Here is a 15,342-nt window from a genome sequence, read left to right as displayed (position 1 = left end):
CATGATCGACGGGGCGGGGGGTTGGGGGCGGGGTTGGGGGTGGGGGTGGGGGTGGGAGTGGGAGTGGGGGCGGGGGCGGGGGGCTGTTAGTGGGCACCTAGGTGGGCCAGGAGGTCTTGACGGGTCAGGACGCCCTTGGGCTTGCCGTCGACCAGGACCAGGGCGGCGTCGGACTTTTCCAGCAGGCCGACAGCCTCGCTGACCGGCTGGCCACCACCGATCATCGGCAGCGGGTCGCCCATGTGCCGCTCGATGGTGTCGTGCAGGTGGGCCTGACCGGTGAACAGCGCGTCGAGCAGGTCCCGCTCGGCGATCGAGCCGGCGACCTCACCGGTCACCACCGGCGGCTCCGCCTTGAGCACCGGCAGTTGGGAGACGCCGTACTCGCGCATGTAGTCGATCGCGTCGCGGACCGTCTCGGTCGGGTGCACGTGCACCAGCTCGGGCAGCCCGCCCGGCTTGCTGGCCAGCGCGTCGGCCACCGTCGGCTCGGTGCCGGAGTTGTCGAGGAAGCCGTACCGGGCCATCCACGAGTCGTTGAAGATCTTCGACAGGTAACCCCGCCCGCCGTCGGGCAGCAGCACCACCACCACGTCGTCCGGGCCGGCCTTGCGCGCCACCTCCAGGGCGGCGACCACCGCCATCCCGCAGGAGCCGCCGACCAGCAGCCCCTCCTCGCGGGCCAGCCGCCGGGTCATCTCGAAGGACGCCTTGTCGGACACCTCGACGATCTCGTCGGCCACACCCCGGTCGTACGTCTCCGGCCAGAAGTCCTCGCCGACGCCCTCCACCAGGTACGGCCGGCCGGTGCCGCCGGAGTAGACCGAACCCTCCGGGTCGGCCCCGATGACCCGCACCCGACCCTTGGACGCCTCCTTGAGGTACCGGCCGATGCCGGAGATCGTGCCGCCGGTGCCGACGCCCGTGACGAAGTGGGTCAGACCGCCCTCGGTCTGCTTCCACAGCTCCGGACCGGTGGTCTCGTAGTGCGACCGCGGGTTGGCCGGGTTGCTGTACTGGTCAGGCTTCCAGGCGCCGGGGATCTCCCGGGTGAGCCGGTCGGAGACGTTGTAGTACGAGCGCGGGTCCTCCGGAGCGACCGCGGTCGGGCAGACCACCACCTCGGCGCCGTACGCCCGGAGCACGTCCTGCTTGTCCTGGCTGACCTTGTCGGGGCAGACGAAGACACACTTGTAGCCCTTGAGCTGGGCCACCAGGGCCAGCCCGACACCGGTGTTGCCGCTGGTCGGCTCGACGATCGTGCCGCCCGGCTGGAGCAGGCCCGCCGCTTCGGCGTCCTCCACCATGCGCAGGGCGATCCGGTCCTTCACCGAGCCACCCGGATTCAGGTACTCGACCTTGGCGAGCACGGTGGCCTGGATGCCCTCGGTGACGTTACGCAGACGTACTAGCGGGGTGTTGCCGATCATGTCGACGACGTTGTCGTAGTACTGCACGGTGTGCCCTTCGTTGCGGCGCCGGCGACGGCGGCCGGGCAGACGTTTCCTCGCCGCCCAGCGTACGTGCCGTCAGGGCACCAGGCCCCCGGGGATGACCGAGCTGCGCCGCGCCTCCCACTCCAGGAAGCGGTCGGTCTCGGCGAGCACGCTACCGGCCAGCCAGGTGATCATGACGGCGTCGTCGGCCAGCCCGAAGATCGCCAGCGGGATCTCCGGGAGCAGATCGATCGGCGAGACGATGTACGCCGTCGCGGCCGTCATCAGGGCCAGGCGGAGGCCGCCGTCGTACTCGCCCCTGGTGGTGGCCCGGATCATCCGGGGCAACGCCGCCAACCGGGTGCCCAGCGACGGGCCGCCGCGCGCCCCGGCCGCCAGTGCCCGGGCCAGTGCCGTGAACGCCGCGCTGCGCTTCAGTGTCTTCCCCATCGTCGCGCTCCTCTCCGCCGGATCAGCGTGGCGGGTCGGCGCAAGTCGGCCGGCCTCCCCCGTACTGGTACCCCGTCGCGTCGGTTTCCAGGCACCCGGGTGCCGTCACGACGACAGCGGCGTGTCGGGCCGGCGCGATAATGTCGCGGTATGGGGGTGGCTGGTTCTGTCGTACCCGTTGGTCCGCGCTGGCGACACGCCCGGCGGGTCGTCCGCCTGGCGGCGATCGGGACGGTCGCCACCGCGGTGGCGACCGGCGGGGTGCTGCTCGGCCAGGCGCGGCAGGCCCGACGCACCATCCCGATGGCCGAGGCGCCGCCGCCGCGCTGCGACGGGGTGTACGGCGCGAAGTTCCCCGGCCCCGCGCTCACCATGGTCGTGCTCGGTGACTCGTCGGCGGCCGGCTACGGGGTGCACCGCCGCCGGGAGACGCCCGGCGCGCTGCTCGCCACCGGTCTGTCGCGCCGACTGCACCGCCCGGTGCGCCTGCACCGCTTCGCGGTGGTCGGCGCCATCTCGGCGGCGCTGCGACACCAGGTGGATGCGGCGTTGGAGCACCGCCCGGACATCGCGGTGATCCTCATCGGCGGCAACGACATCACCAATCGCACGCCGCGCGGGCTGGCCGTGCGTTACCTGGTCGAGGCGGTCCACTCGCTCCGCGACGCCGGTTGCGAGGTGGTCGTCGGCACCTGCCCCGACCTGGGCGCGATCCGCCCGATCCAGCCGCCGCTGCGCTGGTTGGCGCACCGCTGGAGCCGACAGCTCGCCGCCGCCCAGACGGTGGCGGTGGTCGAGGCGGGCGGCTGGACGGTGTCCCTCGGTGACCTGCTCGGCCCGCGGTTCGCCGCCGAGCCGGCCCGGATGTTCGCCTGGGACCGGTTCCATCCCTCCGCCGAGGGGTACGCGATGGCTGCCGCCGCCCTCCTGCCGACGATGCTCTCGGCGCTCGGCGCGGGGCAGGAACGACGGGCTACACAGGCGCGGGGCGAGGGCGTACGGTCGCTGCCGGAGGCCGCGCAGGAGGCGGCCCGGCACGCCGGCACCGAGGTCAGCGGCACCCAGGTCCGGGGCCGCGACCGAGGTCCGGCCGGCCGGTGGGCGCAGCTGCGTCGCCGGGCGTTCTTCGGTGTCGGCGCGGTGCCGCAGCGCGGGTCCGCCCCGGACACCTCGACAGTGGAGGGACTGGCATGAACGAGCGCAGCGGGCGGGACGTGACCGCCGGCCTTCCCGGCCGACTAGGCCGGGCGGCGGCACTCTCGCTGCTCGCCGGCACGGTGGGCGGCGCCGCCGTCCTGGCCGGTGAGGCGTTCGTAGCCCGGCACCGGCGGTACGCCCAGCCGGAGCTGGGGCTGGCGCTGCGCGCCACGATCGGCCGGGCCGGTGCTGCGCCGCTGCGGCTGGTGCTGCTCGGCGACTCGTCGGCGCTCGGCGTGGGCGTCGACCGCCTGGAGGACACCATCGGCGGCCAGTTGGCCCATCTGCTCGCCGAGGGCCCGGCCGGCCGGCGGGTGCACCTGTCCAGCGTCGGTGTCTCCGGGTCCCGTTCGACGGATCTGGCCACCCAGGTGGCCCGGGCCCTGCTCGGTGAGCGGCCCGACGTGGCGTTGATCCTGATCGGCGCGAACGACGCCACCGGGCTGCGCCGGCCGGCCGACGCGGCCGCGTATCTGGGGGCGGCGGTGCACCGGCTGCGCGAGGCGCGGGTCGAGGTGGTGGTGGGCACGTGCCCCGATCTCGGCGCGGTGCGCGCCATCGCTCCCCCGCTGCGTCAGGTGGTCGGCTGGGCCGGCCGGCGGATGGCACGCGCGCAGACCACTGCCGTGCTGGACGCCGGTGGCACCGTGGTCGACCTGGCCACCGAGACCGGGCCGGTGTTCCGGGCCGACGCGGGGACGCTCTGCCACGACGGTTTCCACCCCTCCGCCGACGGTTACCGGGTGTGGGCGCACGCCCTGCTGCCGGCCGTCGCGGCCGCGGCGGCGATGACCTCGCGGCGTTAGATCGGGGTGACATTTCCCGCCGCCCCCGCTTCTTCCGCGCCATGTTACCGGCGGGTTAACGTTGGTCCATGCCGATTGAGTCGTCCCGCGACGCCGTCATCGTCGCCACCGCCCGCTCCCCCATCGGCCGGGCGCACAAGGGGTCCCTGCGCGACGTCCGCTCCGACGACCTCGCCGCGACCATCGTCCAGGCCGCGTTGGACAAGATCCCCCAGCTCGATCCGACCACCGTCGACGACCTCTACCTCGGGTGCGGCCTGCCCGGCGGCGAACAGGGCTTCAACATGGCCCGGGTGGTGTCCACCCTGCTCGGGCTCGACACCGTGCCGGGTGCCACGCTGACCCGCTACTGCGCCTCCTCGTTGCAGACCACCCGGATGGCCATGCACGCGATCCGGGCCGGGGAGGGCGACGTGTTCGTCTCCGCCGGCGTCGAGATGGTCTCCCGGTACGCCCGGGGCAGTTCCGACGGTCTGCCGCCGGAGGCGCAGGCGCTGGTCGGCGGCGGCTGGGAGAACCCGCGCTTCGCGGCGGCCGGCGAACGCTCGAAGCGCCGCGCGCAGGGCGGCGCCGAGGTGTGGACCGACCCGCGTGACGCCGGTGACCTGCCGGACATCTACCTGACCATGGGGCAGACCGCGGAGAACCTGGCCCAGGTGTACGACGTCACCCGCGCCGACATGGACGAGTTCGGCGTCCGCAGCCAGAACCTCGCCGAGAAGGCCATCGCCGACGGCTTCTGGGCGCGGGAGATCACCCCGGTCACGACGCCGGACGGCACCGTGGTCAGCACCGACGACGGCCCCCGCGCCGGTGTCACCCTCGACGCGGTCGCCGGCCTGAAGCCGGTGTTCCGCCCGGACGGCCGGATCACCGCCGGCAACTGCTGCCCGCTCAACGACGGTGCCGCCGCCGTGGTCGTGATGAGCGCCCAGCGGGCCGAGGAGCTGGGGTTGACCCCGCTGGCCCGGATCGTCTCCACCGGCGTGACCGCGTTGTCGCCGGAGATCATGGGCCTCGGACCGGTCGAGGCGTCCCGGCAGGCGCTGCGCCGGGCCGGCATGACCATCGACGACGTTGACCTCGTCGAGATCAACGAGGCGTTCGCCGCGCAGGTCATCCCCTCCTACCGCGAGCTGGGCATCCCGGAGGAGAAGCTGAACGTGATGGGGGGCGCGATCGCGGTCGGCCACCCGTTCGGCATGACCGGTGCCCGCATCACCGGCACCCTGCTCAACGCCCTGGAGTGGCACGACAAGACCATCGGTCTGGAGACCATGTGCGTCGGCGGCGGCCAGGGCATGGCGATGGTGCTGGAGCGGCTGAACTGAACTGACGCTCGCGGAAGTGGGCGTCAGAGCGCGCTGCGGGTCGCCGTCACCTCGGCGGCGGCCCGCGCCAGCACCTCGGCGTCCGTGCCGGCGGCAAACAGATCCGCCGTCACCACCCGCAACTGGTCGGGCAGCGCCACGTCGTTGTCCAGCCGGGGTACCGTCCGACGAGGTTCGCCCTCGGCGTCGGCGGCCAGATTTGCGATCTCCTGCACCAACCGGTGGACCAGGTCGGCGCGGGGCACATTGCCGGTGGCCGCGGCCGCCGCCCAGCGCGGCTGCTCCCAGTGCCCGACCTGGCGGACCAGCAGCTGCACGGCCTGATCCAATTCCGCTGCGCTCATCGTCGCGAGTCTACGGCCGGCCGGGCCGGTCAGCGACGCAGGTAGCTGAGCAGCCGCAGCAGCTGCCAGTACAGAAACACCAGCCCGGTGAGCAGGCCGAACGCGCTCAGCCACGCGTACCGGCGGGGTCGGCCGTCGCGCACCGAACGTTCGACGAGGTCGAAGTCGAGGATGAAGCTGAACGCCCCGGCGATGATCGCCACCACCGAGAAGGCGTACGGCAGCCAGCCGACCTCCCCGCTGGCGCTGTAGACCTCCAGCCCCGGCCGCCCGGAGATCAGGTACGACACCAGGTTGACCACGCTGAGCACGGCGATGCCGAGCAGGGTTCCGATCACCAGGCGGGCCAGTCGGGGCGTCGCCCGGATCACCCGGGCACGGTAGAGGGCCGCCATGCCGAGGAAGACACCGAACGTGCCGGCCACCGCCTGCACCACGATGCCCGGATACACCTGCTCGAAGGCACGGCTGGCCACCCCCAGCAGCAGCCCCTGGAGCAGGGCGTAGCCGACGATGGGCACCGGGTTGGTGATCCCGCGCAGGGAGATGACCAGCACCAGCGCGATCGAGGCGAGGGCGCTGCCGGCCAGTGCGGCGCCCAGCCACACCGCGTCGGGGATCACCGCCCAGGACACCGCCGCAGCCGCACCGGTGACGAGCAGCAGCCCGACGGTACGGACCACCACGTCGTCGACGGTCATCGGCTCGACGTCACGGGTGCCGAGCACCCGGGACTCCAGGCGCCCGGTCTCGTCCAGCCGGTTGAGCACCGGGTTGTTGCTGCGCACCGCCGCCTCCTCCGCCCGCGTACCCCTGCGGTCACTCTCCCCCGGGCGGCCCGGCGGTGGCGGCGAAACGGCGCGGACGACCGCGCCCGCCCCCACGAGAGCGGGGACGGGCGCCGTTCGGCAGAGCGGACGAGGTCAGTCGTCGCCCTGGAAGTAGCTCAGCAGGCGCAGGATCTCGATGTAGAGCCAGACCAGGCTGACCAGGATGCCGAACGCGGCCACCCAGGAGTAGCGCTGCGGGAGGCCCATCCGGACGCCGTCCTCGATCTCCTTGAAGCTGAGCACGAAGCTCAGCGAGGCGACCACGATGCAGACCAGGCTGAAGCCGATGGCCAGCGGGCTGCCGTCACGCAGGCCCGTGTTGACGCCGAACAGCGCCAGCACCAGGTTGATCAGCATGACGGCGAACAGGCCGACCATCGCCGCGATCATGCCCTTGACGAATGCCGGGGTGGCCCGGATGACCTTCGCCCGGTAGAGCATCGCCATCAGGAAGAAGATGCCGAAGCTGGCCACGGCGGCCTGGAGCACGATGCCGTCGTACGCCGACTCGAACGCCTTGCTGACCATGCCGACGAAGACGCCCTCGACGACCGCGTACGCGATGACGAGCGCGGGGTTGGCCATCCGGGAGAACGAGATGATCAGGCCGAGGACCAGGCCGACGACTGCCGCGCCGATCCAGGCGGCACCGACCAGCGCGTCGGGTACGAGCACCCAGGCGGCCGCGGCGGTGATGCCGAGGATGCCGAGCAGGGCGACCGTCTTGACGACCACGTCGTCGACGGTCATCGGCGCCACGGTGGGCGGCGCGGCCGGGTAGCCGGCCTGGGACGGGTACTGCTGGGGAATGCCGGGCTGTCCGTACGGCCCGGTCGGTGCGTACCCGGCGGAGCGCTCCCGCTCGGCCGCCTGGCCGAGCCGGGCGAGCACCGGGTTCGAGGTCTTCACTGTCTGGCCTCCCTCAGGGGGTCGTTTGCACGTGAACGTGCCCTCCAAGAGTAAACGGCGCAGCCAAGCCCTGGTGATCGCGAATGGAATGCGGCGGGCGAGCCGACAGGTGCCCGGGGCGGGGGTCGAACCCGCACGCCTTGCGGCAGCCGCTTTTAAGGCGGCCGTGTCTGCCTTTCCACCACCCGGGCGGGTGGCACCGACGCGCCGACACGCACGGTGCAATGTCACCGTAGCCGGTCCGTGGCGACCCGGCGTACCCCGGCGGGCTGGCCACATTAGGGTCGATGCCGTGACCAGCGCAGCCCCCACGGCCCCCGACGCCGCCCCTGAGCAGGCATTCCGCCTCGCCGATCAGGTCGACCGCCGGCCCCGGGCCGCCCGGTTGCTGGCCGTGGCCCGTCGGCACCAGGTCGACCTGCTGATCGCGGTGGCCTGTGTCACGCTGGCCGGCTGGCTCACCCACGGGCTGTGGCCCGACCCGACCGGCCGCACCCTCGCGCTCAACCCGGAGGACCAGGCCCTCTACGAGTGGTTCCTGGCCGTCGACGCGCGAGCGCTGCTCGGTGACTTCAGCCTGCTCACCGACCGGCTCAACGCCCCGGACGGGGTCAACCTGATGGCCAACACCACGGTCATCGCGCTCGGCGTCGTCTGCGCGCCGGTCACCCTGCTGCTCGGCGCGCCGGTCACCTTCGCGCTGCTCGCCGCCGCCAACCTGGCCGGCACCGCGGTCGCCTGGTATCTGCTGTTCCACCGGACGCTGCGCGCCCGCCGGCTCGCCGCCGCGCTCGGCGGCGGGCTGTGCGGTTTCGGCCCCGCAATGGTGTCGCAGACCAACAGCCATCTGCACATGACCGCCCAGTGGCTGGTGCCGGTGATCGTCTGGCTGGTGGTCCGGCTGCTGCGGGCGTCCGACCCCGGGACGAGGACGCTCGCCGGACCGGACCGGCGACGGATCCTCAGCTCCGCCGCCGGACTGGCCGCCGCGGTCACCGTGCAGGTCTTCGTCGGCGAGGAGGTGCTCTTCCTCGCCACCCTCACACTGCTCGTGATGGCGGTCAGCTACGCGGTGACGGACCGGGAGCTGGCGCGGCGCGCGCTGCCCACCTTCGCCGCCGGCCTGGCGGTCGCCGCCGGCCTGGCGCTGCTCGTGCTCGGGTACCCGCTGTGGTTCCAGTTCGACGGGCCGCAGGGCGTCGCCGACGGCATGTTCAGCCCCGCCTACTTCTCCGCCGACCTGAGCAGTTGGTGGACGATCTCCCCGCTGTCGGTGCTCGGTCGCGCCGAATCCGCGCACCTCACCACCGGGCCGGCGGAATACAACACCTTCCTCGGTTGGCCGCTGCTCCTGGCCGCCGTGGCCTGCGCGGTCTGGGCCGGACGACGGCGACTGGTGCTGGCCTGCGTGGTCGCGGGACTGGTCATGGGTGCCCTCTCGCTCGGCCCGGAGGTGGTGCTCGGCGGCACCCGCACCGCCCTGCCCGGCCCGTACGCCCTGCTCGCCGGGCTGCCCGTGGTGGACGGCGCGCTGCCCATGCGGTTCGGCCTGGCGCTCCTGCCGATCGTCGCGACACTGCTGGTGCTGGCCGTCGACCGGGCGCTGCGCGGCACCGGGCGGGCGCGACGGTTCGTGCCGCTGGCCGTGATCGCGGCGCTGCTGCCGATCTTCCCGACGCCGTTGCCGACCGCCGAGCGGCCCGCCGTGCCGGAGTTCATCACCGGTGGGCACTGGCGGCAGTGCGTACGACCCGGCGGTGTGCTGGTTCCGGTGCCGCTGCCCACACCCAAGGAGCCGTGGCCGATGCGCTGGGCGGCCGCCGCCGACGCCGACTTCGGGCTGCCCGAGGGGTTCTTCATCGGCCCGTACGGGCGGGGCGGCACCGCCGCGATGGGCACCTTCAAGCAGCCCACCTCGGCTCTGCTGGCGGACGTCGCCCGGCGCGGTGACCAGCCGGCCATCGGCGACGAGCAGCGCCGGCAGGCCGCCAGGGACGCCGACTTCTGGGGCGCGACGTGTGTGGCGCTGGCCGACGACGCCCCGCACGTGGAGAGCCTGAAGGCCACCCTGGAGCAGCTCTACGGGCCGTCCACCCGGATCACCGACGCCTGGATCTGGCGGGTCTGACCCCGAAAACGCCGCCGATCTTGCCCATTCCGCACCGGCAAGCCCCCGCGACAGGGGCGTTACGGCGACCGAAAGTGCAAGATCGGCGGGGTGGAGCGGCGGTCAGGCGCGGGGGGCACCGACCGGCTGGGACGCCTCGATGAACTCCTCGCGCGGGTCGTGCAGCTGGCCCAGGGAGACCACCTCACGCTTGAGGAAGAACGCCAGCGACCAGTCGACCACCACCCGGACCTTACGGTTGAACGACGGGATCCGGCTCATGTGGTACGTCCGGTGCATGAACCACGCCGGCCAGCCGGTCATCTTGATCCCGTAAACCTGGGCGACGCCCTTGTGCAGGCCGAGGCTCGCCACGCTGCCGGCGTGCTTGTGCTTGTAGTTGACCGGCTCGCGGCCCCGGATCACGTTCGCGATGTTGTCGGCCATCCGCGCGGCCTGGCGCACCGCGTGCTGGGCGCTCGGCGAGCAGAAGTTGCCCGGCTCTTTGGTCAGGTCGGGCACCGCGGCACAGTCACCGGCGCTCCACGCGCCCTCGATGACCTGGTCGCCGTCGACCACCTGGAGGGTGGGGATGCAGGTGACCCGCCGCCGCTCGTCGCGCGGGAAGTCCGTGGCGTCCAGCATCGGCGACGGCTTCACGCCGGCCGTCCAGACGATCGTGTCGGAGCGGAAGCTGTCACCGTCGGACAGCTTGATCACGCCGTCGACGCAGGACTCCAGCCGGGTGTCCAGACGGATGTCCATGTTCCGCTTGAGCAGCTGCTGCACCGTGTAGGCGCCCATGTCCCGGTCCACCTCGGGCAGCACCCGCTGGGTGGCCTCGACGAGCACCCAGCGCATGTCCTCCGGCTTCAACTCCGGGTAGTAGCGCAGTGCGTCGCGGGCCATGTCCTCCATCTCGGCGAGCGCCTCGATGCCGGCGTAACCACCGCCGACGAAGGTGAAGGTCAGCGCCGAGCGGCGAACGTCCTCGTCCGGGGTGACGGCGGCGACGTCCAGCCGGTCCAGGACGTGGTTGCGGAGGTAGATCGCCTCGCCGATGGTCTTGAACCCGATGCCCTGCTCGTGCAGGCCGGGGATCGGCAGCGTCCGGGACACCGAACCAGGTGCCACGATCACGTGGTCGTACGCGATCTCCCGGGCCGGACCGATGATCGGCTGCACGGTGGCCACCTTGCGGTCGTGCTCGATGCGGGTGACCGTGCCGGCCACCACCTTGCACCGGCGCAACTCCCGACGCAGCGGCACCACGGAATGCCGCGGGGAGATGTTGCCCGCCGCTGCCTCGGGCAGGAACGGCTGGTAGGTCATGTGCGGCTGGGGGTCCACCACGATGACCTCAGCCTCACGGGAGCTGAGCTTCTTCGACAGGCGCAGGGCGGCGTACAGGCCGACGTGCCCGGCACCCACCACAAGGATCCGCTTCGGATTCACGTCATCTATCTTTCCCCGGCCTGCTCAGGTAATCCCGCCCGCGCCCCCCATCTGTGACGGAGCACAACCTCTGTGACCTGCGTAACCCTGCTGTCCCAGCGGGCTACCTGCGTCGCAGCAGCCAGCCCAGCAACGCGGCCGTACCCACCGCCACCAGCAGTCCGAGCACGGTGACCCACTGGTGGCCGGTCTCGCCACCCAGGCCCGCGACCTGCAACAGCAGCACCGCGAGCACCGCGGAACCCAGCACCACCGCACCCGCCCGCAGCAGCCACCGGGTGATCAGCTCCGGGTCCACCACGGCGTCGTACGGCAGCAACGCGGCCAGCGCGCACAGGGTGTGCCCCAGGTAGAGCAGCGTGGCGAGGGCGAGCAGCCGCCACAGCGCCACCGGCCGGCCGTATCCGTCGGTGGCGAGCACCCAACCACCGACCATGACGACAGCCGCGAAGGTCGGCCAGATCCGGCGTGGTCCCACCGTGGGCAGCAGCGCCACCACCGTCAGGAAGAGCAGTGGTCGACCGGTCAGCACCTCGGCGGGGAACGCCAGCGCGAACCCGGCCAGCACTGTGACGAAGATCCCGCCCCGGACCAGCAGCGGTGCGAGGCTGATCCGCCCGACGGCGGCCCGCGCGGCCCGGACCCGCTCGACGACGGCGTTCACCGGCCACCCACCCTCGGGGCCGTGGCGAGCCGGGCCACATCCCGCAACACCTGGTCCAGGCTGCCGGCGCCGGCCCAGCGCACCACCGGCACCCCGTGCTCCCGCAACTGCCCGATCATGGTCTCCCGGTCCAACCGCCACAGCCGGTACGCCACCTCCGCCCAGCCCCGATCCCGCGGCGGGGTCAGGTCGGTCGGCAGCGTGTCGACCGCCACCACGAACCGCCCGGCACGAGCCAGCCGGGCCAACATCTGCGCCGACCGCTCGTCCAGCAGCGGCGTGAGCACCACCACCAGCGCGTCCGAGGAGAGCAGCTGCGGGCCGAAAACCTGGTCGTACGGCTCGTGCGGAGAGGAGTCGGCGCGGACGTCGAGCAGCCACTCCAACACCGTCAGGTACTGCCGGCGGCCGGCGGCCGGGCGCAACCGTCGCGCCCCCGGCCCGTACTCCAGCAGCGACACCCGGTCGCCGCGGTGCAGGTAGTGCTCGGCGATCGCCGCGGTGGCCCGCACGGTGGTGTCCAGCACCGAGGCAGCACCACCCACGCCACCCGAACGGCCGGCCTCGGCGAGCACGTCGAGCAGCACCACCACCTCGGCGTCCCGGTCGGAGAGGGTGGCCGCCACGTGCAGCTGCCGGGCGCGCAGCGACACCCGCCAGTCGATGCGGCGCAGCCGGTCACCGGGAGCGAAGATCCGTACGCCGGCCAGCTCGCCACCCTCGCCGGGCCGGCGGGAGTGGTGCGCCCCGACCAGGCCGGCGGCTCGGGGCATCGCCTCCACCGCCTCGAACGGCTCGGTACGCGGGTAGACCCGCACCCCGACCGGCTCGGTGATCACCGCGCGGGAGACCAGCAGGCCGCCCGCCGTGGCGACCCGGGCTCCGGCCGGGCCGACGGGATGCCGACCCCAGCGCAGGGCCCGGCCGGCGAGTTCCAGATCCACGGCTGCGCCGGTGGGCACCGAGGTCACGAACGGCCGATCGGCCACGGACCGGCCGGTGCCGCCGCCGGAGGGTGCCGCGGCATCGGCCGCCGGCGCGTCGTCGGAGGCTTCCGCACTGGCGAAGCCGGCCCGATCGATGCGCAGCCACGGCGACACCCGGGACCGCACCACCACCAGGTCGTAGTCGACCGTGTCCGGGTTACCGACGCTCACCGCCGCCGTGACGTCGCCGCCCTCGACCAGCGGCCCCTCGTCACCGGAGCTGATCCAGACCTGCGGCAGCGCGGTGGGCCGGCGGCGCAGCGCGTACGCGGTGCCCAGCGCGAACGGCGCGGCCAGCACGATCAGGTCGGCCCGGCCCAGCAGGACCCCCGCCACCAGCAGCAGGCCGGCGAGCAGCACAGCCCGACCGAGCGCCCGGGTGGGTGCCCAGCCGGCGGCCGGCTCCGGCTCGGCAGCGTGCGGCACGGTCGATCCGGTCATCAGCGCCGGGGCCCGCCGGCGGCGTAGCTCGGCAACGCACCGCTGGCCGGCGCGGGCGTGGCATCCAGCACCTCGCCGACCACGAACGCCGGGTCGACGCGGCGCAGCCACATCTCCGGACGCAGCGTGATCCGGTGGGCGAGCGCGGGTGCCGCCACCTCCTTGACGTCCTCCGGCACGACGTAGTCCCGGCCGCCGAACACCGCGCGCACGCGGGCCAGCAGCAGCAGCGCCAACGAGCCACGGGGTGACGCGCCGACCAGCACCGACGGGTGTTCCCGGGTGGCCGCCGTGAGGGACACGATGTAGCGGCCGATGGAATCCTCCACGACCACGTCCTCCAGGGCGGCCTGCATCGCCCGCAGGGTGGCCGCGTCGACCACCGGCTTGATGTCCGCCTCCTCGCGGCGGCGGCCCATCCGGCGGCGCAGCACCTCCCACTCCTCCTCGTGCTCCGGATAACCGAAGGAGACCCGGAGCAGGAAGCGGTCCAGCTGCGCCTCGGGCAGCGGGTAGGTGCCCTCGTACTCGATGGGGTTGGCGGTCGCCAGCACGTGGAACGGCTCGTCCAGCTTGTAGGTGACGCCCTCCACCGAGACCTGCTTCTCCTGCATGGCCTCCAGCAGCGCGGACTGCGTCTTCGGCGGCGTCCGGTTGATCTCGTCGGCGAGGAGCAGGTTGGTGAACACCGGGCCGGCCCGGAAGGTGAAGTCACCGTTGCGCTGGTCGTACAGGAACGAGCCGGTGACGTCGGCGGGCAGCAGGTCGGGGGTGAACTGGAGGCGGCGGAAGTCCAGCCCGAGCGCCTGGGCGAAGGAGCGTGCGGTGAGCGTCTTGCCCAGCCCTGGCAGGTCCTCCAGGAGTACGTGCCCGCCCGCCAGAATGCCGGCGAGGACCAGCTCCAACGCGTCCCGCTTGCCGACCACGACGGTGCCGACCGCGTCCAGGACCGCCCGCGCCAGGTGGCCGACCTCGGCGGGGGGAATGCTCCGGTCCACGTCGTTCATCAGATCTTCTCCAGTTCGGCGACGATCGCCGCGACGTCGCGGGGCGACGGGGGGCGGCGGGAGGGGGTGGCGAGGAAGCTCCAGAGCTGGTCGCCGAGGAACGCTCGGGCGCGGGTCGGATCGGATTCGCGGGTGAGGCCGTGACGCTGGCGCAGCCGTTCGTCGGCCAGCTCGCCGAGGCGCGGCAGGATCCGCTCGGTGAACCGCTCACGGTGGCCCGACGACCAGTCCAGCGGCCGCTCCCAGCCGTTGATCGCCGCGCGCAGCGCGTCCCGGGAGCCCCAGCGGTAGCTGCCGTCCTCCTCGCCCGTCGCCGTCCGGCCCGCGGGCGGGGGCGGGGGTGGCGGCGCGAGCAGGGTGGTGACCCGGCGGACCGCCAGCACGGCGAGCACCCCGGCGATCAGCACGGGCAGCGAGACCTGGAGCCCGACCGCGCGGAGGCCGACGAGCAGCACGGCGACCACCGCGGCGGCCGCCGCGAGTGAACGCAGGACCGGGCGGGCCCGGGAGCCGCGCTCCTGCGGGCCGGCCGGTGCCGCCTCCTCCTCGAAGGCGAGCAGGTCGTCGATGCTGGTGCTGCTCATCCGGCCACCGCCGTCGACAGTTCCTGGCGGAGCCGGCGCAGCGCGGCGCGGGCCTGGTCGCGGGTGCGTTCGTCGACCGGGCGGGTGGCGTACCGGGCCTCCCGGTAGACGTACGCGAACTCGGCCAGCACGTCGGTGCTGACGATCGCCGGCACCCCCGCCTCGGCGTCACCGCGCAGCAGCCGGCTGACCAGGTCGGTGGGGGTGTCGCCGGTACGCCGGGGCACGCCCGCCGTGGCCGCGGCCTCCTCCAGGCGTACCCAGCAGGCGATCACCGCCACCCGGGGATCGGTGGCGGCGTCGTCCAGCTCCACCAGACCGGCGTCGAGGGCGGCGACCACGTCGCGGGCGGTGCCCTCGGCCGTCCGCCGGGACCGCTGCGCGGGCAGCGCGCGGGTCGCCCGGCGACGCCGCAGGCCACGCAGCAGGATCCAGCCGAGGTAGCTGAGAGCGGCGAGGATGGCCACGCCGAGCAGCACCATCGCCACCGTCGCGATCCACTGCGGGATGTGCGCCTGGGTGGCCTCTCCGGCCTCGCGCGGCTCCACCGGGATCGACGGCGGCGGCTCGGCGGTCGGATACTCGGGCACCCACGGAACGTTGTCCGCGGCCGGCGGGATCCGGCTGGCCCCGATCGACGAGTGCGCGGACGCCAACGCCGCGCCGACGAGCAGGACGGCGATCGTGCCCACCGGCCACCATCGCCGAAGCAGGCCGACCGCCGGGCGCAGCACCCCCGCCTCGGCGGCCGGGTACGGCGTGGGCGGGCGCGTACCGTCTGTCATCGCCACCGCC

At 73.3% G+C, this 15,342-nt stretch carries 15 protein-coding genes and 1 tRNA gene; 4 read left to right on the top strand and 12 right to left on the bottom strand.

The genetic code is table 11. The annotated features are described in order from the left end of the window. Window positions 1-86: 86 nt before the first annotated feature. Both AB0H52_RS05975 and AB0H52_RS05970 read right to left on the bottom strand, forming a co-directional pair. A complete protein-coding gene (locus AB0H52_RS05975) occupies window positions 87-1,457 on the bottom strand; it encodes a cystathionine beta-synthase (RefSeq protein ID WP_151492193.1) in 1,371 nt (456 codons plus the stop codon). Between the two features lie 72 nt (window positions 1,458-1,529). Then, the gene (locus AB0H52_RS05970) at window positions 1,530-1,886 is read right to left on the bottom strand and encodes a YkvA family protein (protein ID WP_139584153.1); all 357 of its coding nucleotides are present in this window, start codon (window positions 1,884-1,886) and stop codon (window positions 1,530-1,532) included. 150 nt (window positions 1,887-2,036) lie between these two features. On the opposite strand from AB0H52_RS05970, the gene AB0H52_RS05965 reads away from it, so the two are divergent. The 3 genes from AB0H52_RS05965 to AB0H52_RS05955 all read left to right on the top strand — a co-directional run bounded on the left by AB0H52_RS05965 (window position 2,037) and on the right by AB0H52_RS05955 (window position 5,220). Then, window positions 2,037-3,080, top strand: coding sequence for an SGNH/GDSL hydrolase family protein (locus tag AB0H52_RS05965; protein ID WP_151492192.1), 1,044 nt, complete (start codon window positions 2,037-2,039; stop codon window positions 3,078-3,080). Then, entirely contained in the window at window positions 3,077-3,889 is an 813-nt protein-coding gene (locus AB0H52_RS05960) for an SGNH/GDSL hydrolase family protein (RefSeq protein ID WP_151492191.1), read from the top strand. The genes AB0H52_RS05965 and AB0H52_RS05960 overlap by 4 nt, the downstream gene beginning before the upstream one ends. A 68-nt stretch (window positions 3,890-3,957) precedes the next feature. Beyond that, window positions 3,958-5,220, top strand: coding sequence for an acetyl-CoA C-acetyltransferase (locus AB0H52_RS05955; RefSeq protein WP_151492190.1), 1,263 nt, complete (start codon window positions 3,958-3,960; stop codon window positions 5,218-5,220). A 23-nt stretch (window positions 5,221-5,243) separates the two neighbouring features. On the opposite strand, the gene AB0H52_RS05950 is transcribed toward AB0H52_RS05955, so the two are convergent. The 4 genes from AB0H52_RS05950 to AB0H52_RS05935 form a co-directional block, all read right to left on the bottom strand. Further along, a complete protein-coding gene (locus tag AB0H52_RS05950) occupies window positions 5,244-5,564 on the bottom strand; it encodes a hypothetical protein (RefSeq protein WP_151492189.1) in 321 nt (106 codons plus the stop codon). 29 nt (window positions 5,565-5,593) lie between these two features. After that, a complete protein-coding gene (locus AB0H52_RS05945) occupies window positions 5,594-6,352 on the bottom strand; it encodes a Bax inhibitor-1/YccA family protein (protein WP_151492188.1) in 759 nt (252 codons plus the stop codon). Between the two features lie 135 nt (window positions 6,353-6,487). Then, window positions 6,488-7,303 (bottom strand): Bax inhibitor-1/YccA family protein, encoded by an 816-nt coding sequence (locus tag AB0H52_RS05940; protein WP_151492187.1) that lies wholly within the window; start codon window positions 7,301-7,303, stop codon window positions 6,488-6,490. 110 nt (window positions 7,304-7,413) lie between these two features. Beyond that, window positions 7,414-7,494, bottom strand: a tRNA-Leu gene (locus AB0H52_RS05935). Window positions 7,495-7,595: 101 nt separating this feature from the next. Between AB0H52_RS05935 and AB0H52_RS05930 the strand changes: the two genes are divergently transcribed. After that, the gene (locus tag AB0H52_RS05930) at window positions 7,596-9,431 is read left to right on the top strand and encodes a hypothetical protein (protein ID WP_192580439.1); all 1,836 of its coding nucleotides are present in this window, start codon (window positions 7,596-7,598) and stop codon (window positions 9,429-9,431) included. A gap of 102 nt (window positions 9,432-9,533) precedes the next feature. On the opposite strand, the gene AB0H52_RS05925 is transcribed toward AB0H52_RS05930, so the two are convergent. The 6 genes from AB0H52_RS05925 to AB0H52_RS05900 form a co-directional block, all read right to left on the bottom strand. Continuing rightward, a complete protein-coding gene (locus tag AB0H52_RS05925) occupies window positions 9,534-10,865 on the bottom strand; it encodes an NAD(P)/FAD-dependent oxidoreductase (protein WP_151492186.1) in 1,332 nt (443 codons plus the stop codon). Window positions 10,866-10,968: 103 nt separating this feature from the next. Next, window positions 10,969-11,529, bottom strand: coding sequence for a hypothetical protein (locus AB0H52_RS05920; RefSeq protein WP_357945516.1), 561 nt, complete (start codon window positions 11,527-11,529; stop codon window positions 10,969-10,971). Further along, entirely contained in the window at window positions 11,526-12,956 is a 1,431-nt protein-coding gene (locus AB0H52_RS05915) for a DUF58 domain-containing protein (protein WP_151492184.1), read from the bottom strand. The genes AB0H52_RS05920 and AB0H52_RS05915 overlap by 4 nt, the downstream gene beginning before the upstream one ends. Then, the gene (locus tag AB0H52_RS05910) at window positions 12,956-13,963 is read right to left on the bottom strand and encodes a MoxR family ATPase (RefSeq protein ID WP_151492183.1); all 1,008 of its coding nucleotides are present in this window, start codon (window positions 13,961-13,963) and stop codon (window positions 12,956-12,958) included. The genes AB0H52_RS05915 and AB0H52_RS05910 overlap by 1 nt, the downstream gene beginning before the upstream one ends. Continuing rightward, a complete protein-coding gene (locus tag AB0H52_RS05905) occupies window positions 13,963-14,547 on the bottom strand; it encodes a hypothetical protein (RefSeq protein ID WP_357945513.1) in 585 nt (194 codons plus the stop codon). The genes AB0H52_RS05910 and AB0H52_RS05905 overlap by 1 nt, the downstream gene beginning before the upstream one ends. Further along, entirely contained in the window at window positions 14,544-15,332 is a 789-nt protein-coding gene (locus tag AB0H52_RS05900; protein ID WP_151491718.1) for a DUF4129 domain-containing protein, read from the bottom strand. Before AB0H52_RS05900 ends, AB0H52_RS05905 begins: the two co-directional genes overlap by 4 nt. Between the last annotated feature and the right edge of the window lie 10 nt (window positions 15,333-15,342).

Origin of the sequence: Micromonospora sp. NPDC050695 (assembly GCF_040654415.1) — a bacterium.
Taxonomy (GTDB): domain Bacteria; phylum Actinomycetota; class Actinomycetes; order Mycobacteriales; family Micromonosporaceae; genus Micromonospora.
The sequence above is the reverse complement of the archived record's forward strand: the minus strand, read 5'-3'. Positions and strand labels throughout refer to the sequence as shown.